The sequence below is a fragment of the Streptomyces cyaneofuscatus genome (genome assembly GCF_000718135.1).
Classification (GTDB): domain Bacteria; phylum Actinomycetota; class Actinomycetes; order Streptomycetales; family Streptomycetaceae; genus Streptomyces; species Streptomyces cyaneofuscatus.
Window position 1 is genome coordinate 35,287 of the sequence record NZ_JOEM01000034.1, and the last position, 6,353, is coordinate 41,639.

Annotated in this window: 4 protein-coding genes and 1 pseudogene; 3 read left to right on the plus strand and 2 right to left on the minus strand. The window is 72.5% G+C overall.

Going from position 1 to position 6,353, the window contains the following annotated elements; all coding sequences use genetic code 11:
- Positions 1–19 precede the first annotated feature (19 nt).
- Positions 20–2,878, minus strand: a complete 2,859-nt coding sequence (locus IF17_RS0134535) for an ATP-binding protein (RefSeq protein WP_030574936.1) — start codon at positions 2,876–2,878, stop codon at positions 20–22.
- Positions 2,879–3,199: 321 nt separating this feature from the next.
- On the minus strand, positions 3,200–4,789 hold the full coding sequence (locus IF17_RS0134540; protein WP_030574938.1) for a S8 family peptidase: 1,590 nt from the start codon (positions 4,787–4,789) through the stop codon (positions 3,200–3,202).
- 325 nt (positions 4,790–5,114) lie between these two features.
- Between IF17_RS0134540 and IF17_RS0134545 the strand changes: the two genes are divergently transcribed.
- The 3 genes and pseudogenes from IF17_RS0134545 to IF17_RS1000000140455 all read left to right on the plus strand — a co-directional run.
- Positions 5,115–5,765 carry a DUF6461 domain-containing protein gene (locus IF17_RS0134545; RefSeq protein ID WP_030574940.1) on the plus strand — a complete coding sequence of 217 codons (651 nt, stop codon included), beginning with the start codon at positions 5,115–5,117 and terminating at the stop codon, positions 5,763–5,765.
- A gap of 251 nt (positions 5,766–6,016) precedes the next feature.
- Positions 6,017–6,283, plus strand: a pseudogene (locus IF17_RS0134550) (recombinase RecA); the annotation flags it as partial.
- A 10-nt stretch (positions 6,284–6,293) separates the two neighbouring features.
- Positions 6,294–6,353 (plus strand): hypothetical protein (locus IF17_RS1000000140455; RefSeq protein ID WP_157851194.1); only part of this gene is annotated, 60 nt, incomplete at its 3' end.

Here is a 6,353-nt window from a genome sequence, read left to right on the forward strand (position 1 = left end):
ATGTAGGGCACCCGTTCCGTCAGGGCCCGAGCTGCGAGCCGATCTCGGTACGGGACGACAGCCCCAGCTTCCGCAGGGCACGCGCCACGTGGTGCTCCACCGTCCGGTGCGAGAGGACCAGCTCGCGGGCGATCTCGCGGTTCGAGAGGCCGAGCGAGGCCAGCCGGGCCACCGCTCGCTCCCGGGGCGAGAGATGGTCGCCGTACCCCAGGGCGCCGGGCCTGCGGACGGTGACCTGGCCGTGTTCCCGCAGCCCGCGCTGACAGCGCAGCACATCCCAGACGGCGTCGATGTCCTGGTAGGCCGCGATGGCCTCGTGCAGCACCGTGCGGCCGCCCGCCGCGCCGGCGGCCAGCAGCCGCAGCCCCCACGCCTCCCTGACGTACGCGGCCTCGTAGGGCCGCTCCAGGGCCGCCCAGGCGTCCGCTGCGGCCACGTGCAGGTCGTCGGACCCGCCCGCCCCGGTCTGCGGGCCGGTGGTCGCGGTGAGCAGCGCCCGGCAGGTCAGCAGGGCGGCCCGGGCGGCCGGCGCGTCCCGGCGGGCGATGCCGTCGGCCAGCTCCGCGACGAGGCGGTGGGCCTCCCCGTCCCGGCCGTCCCGGATCAGCGCCTGGACGGCCGGCGGCGCGAGGGCGCTCGCCCACACCCACGCACCGGTACGGCGGACGTGGTGCAGCACCCCCTCCACCGCCTGGACGGCCTGCGCGGGGCGGTCGGCGGCCAGGTGGACCCGCACCACGGCGGCCGCGGCGGAGGTCAGCACGATGCCGGTGTCCAGTGCGGTCGTGCTGACGGCCCGGTCCAGGAGGCGACGCGCCACATCGGTCTGCCCCTTGGTGTGCAGGCGCAACAGGCCGCAGACCAGGAGGGCCTCCGCGTGGAAGTCGGGCACGTCCTGGTACTGCTCCTCGGCGCGTTCGGCCCGCTCCAGCAGCCCCGCCCACCGGCCGCTCGTGAAGGCGGCGAGCATGTCCGTGGTCTCGACGAACGCTTCGAGATACGGGGCCTGGTTCGTCCGGACGGCCTGCCACGCCCGGTCCTGGAAGGCGCGGGCGCGTTCCGGATGGCCGAGGGCGGTCGCGGCGCCCGCCAGATTGGCGTGCACCCTCGCCGCCGCCTCGACGGTGATGGCCTCGGGCAGATCGGCCACCGCGTCCCACGCCGACGGGTCGCCCATCAGCGCCAGGGCGGTGGCGCGGTTGGCCAGCACGGCCGAGCGCAGGTCCTCCTCGTCGACCTGGGGCAGCAGCCGTTCCGCCTCGGCCAGCAGCCGCCGGTGCTCACCGACCGGCCAGCCCTTGAGGGAGGGGATCGCGATGATCGCCAACGCCCGCGCGGCCTGTCCCGTCGAGACGGCGAGAAGATCGGGAACGGCACGCGCTATCTCCTCCAGCGCCTCAAGACCGGAACCCGACTGGTTGCGCAGCAGCAGACCCAGGAGGAGCCGGATCTCGCCGCTCGGCCCGGGGCCCAGGGAGCTCCGGTCGAGAACCTCCCGCAGGGCGGCGGGCACCTGCGGCCCGGTGCGGGCGTTCAGCGCGACGCGGGCCAGCTTCAGCGCGACCCGGTCGCGGACGACGGCGGAGGGGCCCCCGCGCAGGGCGTCGAGGTAGCGGTCCGTGGCCGTACCGGCGTCCCCGCCCCGGGCGGCGCGGTCCGCAGCCGCCTCCAGACATCGCACCGCCTGGGTACCGAGGCCGGCGCACCGGTAGTGCTCGGCGACCCGGACCAGGGGGAGGGGGCCGGTACATCGGGTGAGGGCGCGGGCCGCGCGCAGGTGCAGTACGGGCCGCTCCGGTTCGGTGACCGCCTCGTACGCGGCTCTGCGCGCCAGTTCGTAAGGGAAGGCGTAGGTGCCGTCCCCAGCGCGGACGACGCCTTCTTTCAGAGCCGCGGCGAGCGCACGACGGGTCTCCTGCTCGGCCAGCCCCGCGACCGCCCCCAGCAGGTGTACGGGCGCGGGGTCACCGAGAACCGCTGCCGCGGCGACCACCCGCCGCGCGTCCGAAGGAAGGTGACGCAGCCGCTCCACCACCACACGGCGTACGGACGCGGGCAGAGGAGGCTCACGCACCCCCGTCGTGGAGTCCGGCCACTCCCGCAGCACCTCTTCGATCACGTAGGGGAGTCCGCCCGTCCACCGGTGCAGACGGTCGGCGAACTCCTCCGGCACCGCCCGCGCACCGAGCAGCCCGGCGGCCATCACGCCCGTCTCCGCCACCGACAGCGGAGCTAGGTGCCGTTCGGCCACCACCACATGGGCGGGCGGGCGCATCGGGAAGGGGAGCCCGCCGCCTCCCTCCGTGCCGGTGTGAGGAAGGGTGTGGCGGCGCGCGGTGAGCACGAGTCCCAGCTCCGGCGGCGGGTCGGCGACGATCGCATGGAGGAAGGCGGCCGTGGACCCGTCGGCCCACTGGAGGTCCTCCACGGCCAGAACCACCCTCCCCAGGGATGCGGTCAACGCGCACAGGGCCCGCAGAACGCGGTGCTGTCCGGCGAGCGGATCGTCCGCGCGAGGCGGTGCGGGCGGCAGGAGGTCCGCGAGCTCGGGCAGCAGCCCGCGCAGCGCCCCGGTCACCGGCGGCAGGTCTTCCGGACGGGGCCGGCAGCGGCTCAGCGCCTCGATGAGTGGTGCGTACGGGATCGGAGCGTACGGGAAGGCGGCGTGCGACTCCTGACAGCGGACGGCCAGGGTGAGGGTGCCCGACGATCGCGTCCCCGCGAGGAGTTCGCGGACCAGTCGGCTCTTTCCCACCCCCGCCTCACCGGTGATCACCACGACGGAGGGCCGACGGCCGAGCACCGGACGAAGGCCGTCCAGGAGCGCGGAACGCCCGGTCAGGGCAGCGGGGAGAGGGATCGGCGGGTCGGCGTTCACGGCTTCCTTCCGCACCCGTGGGCAGCATGGGCCTGACGGACGGGCGGTTCGTCCCGGCCGCCCGGCGGCCTCGTGATGGCTCTCCGCGCATGATGGCCCCTCGTGAGGGTGGTGAAAAGGGGCGCGAGGGTGCTGGAAAAGGGGAGCGACGCCCGCGGCGCATGTGCGGGCGCCGCGGACATCACTCCCCGTCCGGCCGGTGAGGTTCGCGGAGAGGTCTCACCGGCCGGGTGTGCCGGGATCCAGCAGGGTTCGGGACATGGATCACCGGCAGTTCGGTGGGGTGTTACCGGTGTTACCAGCGTTGTTGAAGGGTGCTGGTCAGAACTTCAGCGACCAGGAGTTCAGCGTCCCGGTGTCGTTGACCCAGTTGTCGCTCACCCGCAGCTTCCAGGACCCGTTGGCGGGCTTGGACGCGGCGTTCACGGTGAAGGTGCCGCGTACGTCGTCGGCGCTGTCGTTGGCGTTGTAGTCCTTGAGCCGGAAGACACCGCCGTCGGGGGCGACGAGGTCGACCCGCAGGTCGCCGCGGAAGGTGTGCCGGATGTCGACCGTGACGGAGAGCGCCGCGGGCGCGTTGCCCGTGATGCCGCTCACGGTGACCGGGGACTCGACGGTCGCGTTGTCGCGGATCGGGTAGGCGGTGGTGTTCTCGAAGGTCTTGCCGGTGGGCGGAGGCGTGGTGCCGTCGTTCGGGACGTACAGCAGGCGGTTGGGCGACCCGGTCTTCGCGTCGGTGACCTTGTTCGGGGTGGCGTCGGCGATCAGCCGGTCATGGACCTGCTTGGGCGTCCAGGACGGGTTGGCGGAGAGGATGAGGGCCGCCGCGCCCGCCACGTGCGGGGAGGCCATGGAGGTGCCGCCGTCGGAGCGGGAGCCGGTGTCGTTGAGGTGGGAGGCCGAGACGATGTCGGAGCCGGGGCCGAACAGGTCCAGGCAGGTGCCGTGGTTGGAGGACTTGCCGCTCGGCCAGATCGACCGGGCATCACGGCTGTCGGTGGCGCCGACCGTCACCGCGCTCGGCACGGCCGCCGGGGAGGTGTTGCAGGCGTTGGCCCCGTCGTTGCCCGCGGCGACGACGTAGCTGACGCCGGAGGCGATCGACGCGGCCAGCGCGTCGTCGACCGAGGAGGTGCGCCCGCCGCCGATGCTCATGTTGGCGACGGCCGGCTTGACCGCGTTCTTCGTCACCCAGTCGATGCCGGCCAGCACCGGGGCCCAGGTGGAGCCGGAGGAGCCCTGGCAGTTCAGGACCCGTACGCCCACCAGCTTCACCGCTTTGGCGACGCCGTACGTGGCGCCGCCGACCGTGCCCGCCACATGGGTGCCGTGGCCGTTGCAGTCCTGGGCGACGGAATCGTTGTCTATGAAGTCGTAGCCGCTGACCGCCCGGCCGCCGAACTCCTGGTGCGAGGTGCGTATCCCGGTGTCGAGGACATAGGCCGTCACGTTGGAGGCGGTGTTCGGGTACGTGAACTTCCGGTCGCCCGGCAGGTCACGCTGGTCGATGCGGTCCAGGCCCCAGGTCGGGTCGTTCTGGGTACCCAGGGCGTACGCGACTCCGTCGGCCTCCACCCGGGCGACGGAGGGATCGGCGGCCAGCTTCCGGGCCTGCTCCTCGTCCACCTTCACGGAGAAGCCGCGCAGGGCGGCGGTGTAGGTGTGGCCTATCGTGCCGCCGTGCCGTCCGGTGAGGGATTTCGCCGTCCTGTCGACGTCGGTCCGCGCCACCGAGTCCTTGAACGTGACGATGTACGAGCCCTTCACCGCGCCGGCCCGGTCGGCGCCCAGGATGCGGCCTTCGGAGGGCGGGGGCGTGGGTGCGGCCCCGGCCGTTCCGGCGCCGGCTATCAATGCGCCGACGGCACACGCGGCAGCGGCGACACGCCACACCGCAGCTTGAGACACCATGCGATTCCTCCTGAGGGGTTGGCCCGGACCGGCTCGGTCCGGGCTGGGCCCGCGCACGGCGAACACCGGGCACGGGCGGAAGGAAGGGGCACGGCGGAGGCTCCGGACGATTGCGACGTCGGCCTCGTACGGCGGATGCCGAACTTGGGGGGCCGGCAGATGCACGAGGGGCGGAGCCACCGCCGCCTCAGGAAGAATCGATCCCTGGGGGCAGGTCGAACAATGCGTAGGTGTACCCAACCGTTCCCGGCTGTCCGGGCCCGGCGTGGGGATAGGTTCTGCTCGCGAGGACGCCATGGTGGCGAGCCGCTGGACAGGGGGCTTCATGAACCAGGGACCTGGGGAGAACGGGCTGCGCTGGATAGCGGACGCCTACGACATCAGCTTCACCCTCACGCTCGCCGAGGGACTCTCACCGGAGGAACTGCTGCGCAGCGTGGGCGCCGAGGAACGGCACATCGTCCCGCTGACCCGCTCCGCGGCGTACGAACTGCTGGTCAGGGACGAGGACGGCCACCTCAGCGACCTCGACTTCTTGGACTGGGAGGACGAGGCGGAGGTGGCCCGGCTGACGAGTGGAGGCTTCCTGCCCGCTCCGCCGGAGACCATCGTGCGAGCGGGCTCGGTGGCGGGCTGGGCGTACGCGCTGGAGGAGTTCGGCTGCCATACGGACACCTACCTCCCGGCGCTGTCCCAGCGGGGCCGGGCGTTCGTCGTGCATCGCAACGCGAAGGGCTTCAGCCACGTCGGCTACGGCCTCCACGGCAAGGCCGTGACGTGGTTCGAGCCGGGCCTGCCGCACCTGGCGGACGGTGTCCCGGCGGACGCGTCGCTCGGCTTCGTCCCCCCTGACTCCGGGACGGGCGACGTGGCGTTCCTGCGGTTCCTGGAGGACGAGCTCGGCATCTACCTCCCCTACGAGGAGACGGAGGCCGAGCTGCCGGCGGCGGCGATCACCGACACCGCCCAGGGCTGACTACCGGTGCTGCCCGGGCTGATCACCGACGCTGCCCGGCGACGGACGAGCCGCATCCCGGCCTGCCAGTCCCCGCGTGGTGCGCTTGACACCAAAATCGAACATCCATTCTCATGGATTTCGGCCGGGTTTTTCCGGGGCCCGACCGTGGAGTTGTCCACAGGCCGGGAGGACGTCGAGGCCCATTGTCAGTGGCAGGGGTTAGCGTCTTTGACGTGAAGCGATCGACTCAAGCAAATCGGGTGGAACCCATGGCAGGAACCGACCGCGAGAAGGCGCTGGACGCCGCACTCGCACAGATTGAACGACAGTTCGGCAAGGGCGCGGTGATGCGCCTCGGTGAGCGGCCCAACGAGCCCATCGAGGTCATCCCGACGGGATCGACCGCCCTCGATGTCGCGCTCGGCGTCGGCGGTCTGCCGCGTGGCCGTGTGGTGGAGGTGTACGGGCCGGAGTCCTCCGGTAAGACGACGCTGACGCTGCACGCCGTGGCGAACGCGCAGAAGCTCGGCGGTGAAGATCGGCGTGATGTTCGGTTCGCCGGAGACCACGACCGGTGGCCGGGCGCTGAAGTTCTACGCCTCGGTG

What these genes read in the sequence shown, in the direction of transcription:
- IF17_RS0134545 (WP_030574940.1), top strand. Translation starts at nt 5,115, where the DNA reads ATGAACCAGGGACCTGGGGAGAACGGGCTGCGCTGGATAGCGGACGCC.
- IF17_RS0134540 (WP_030574938.1), bottom strand. Translation starts at nt 4,789, where the DNA reads ATGGTGTCTCAAGCTGCGGTGTGGCGTGTCGCCGCTGCCGCGTGTGCC.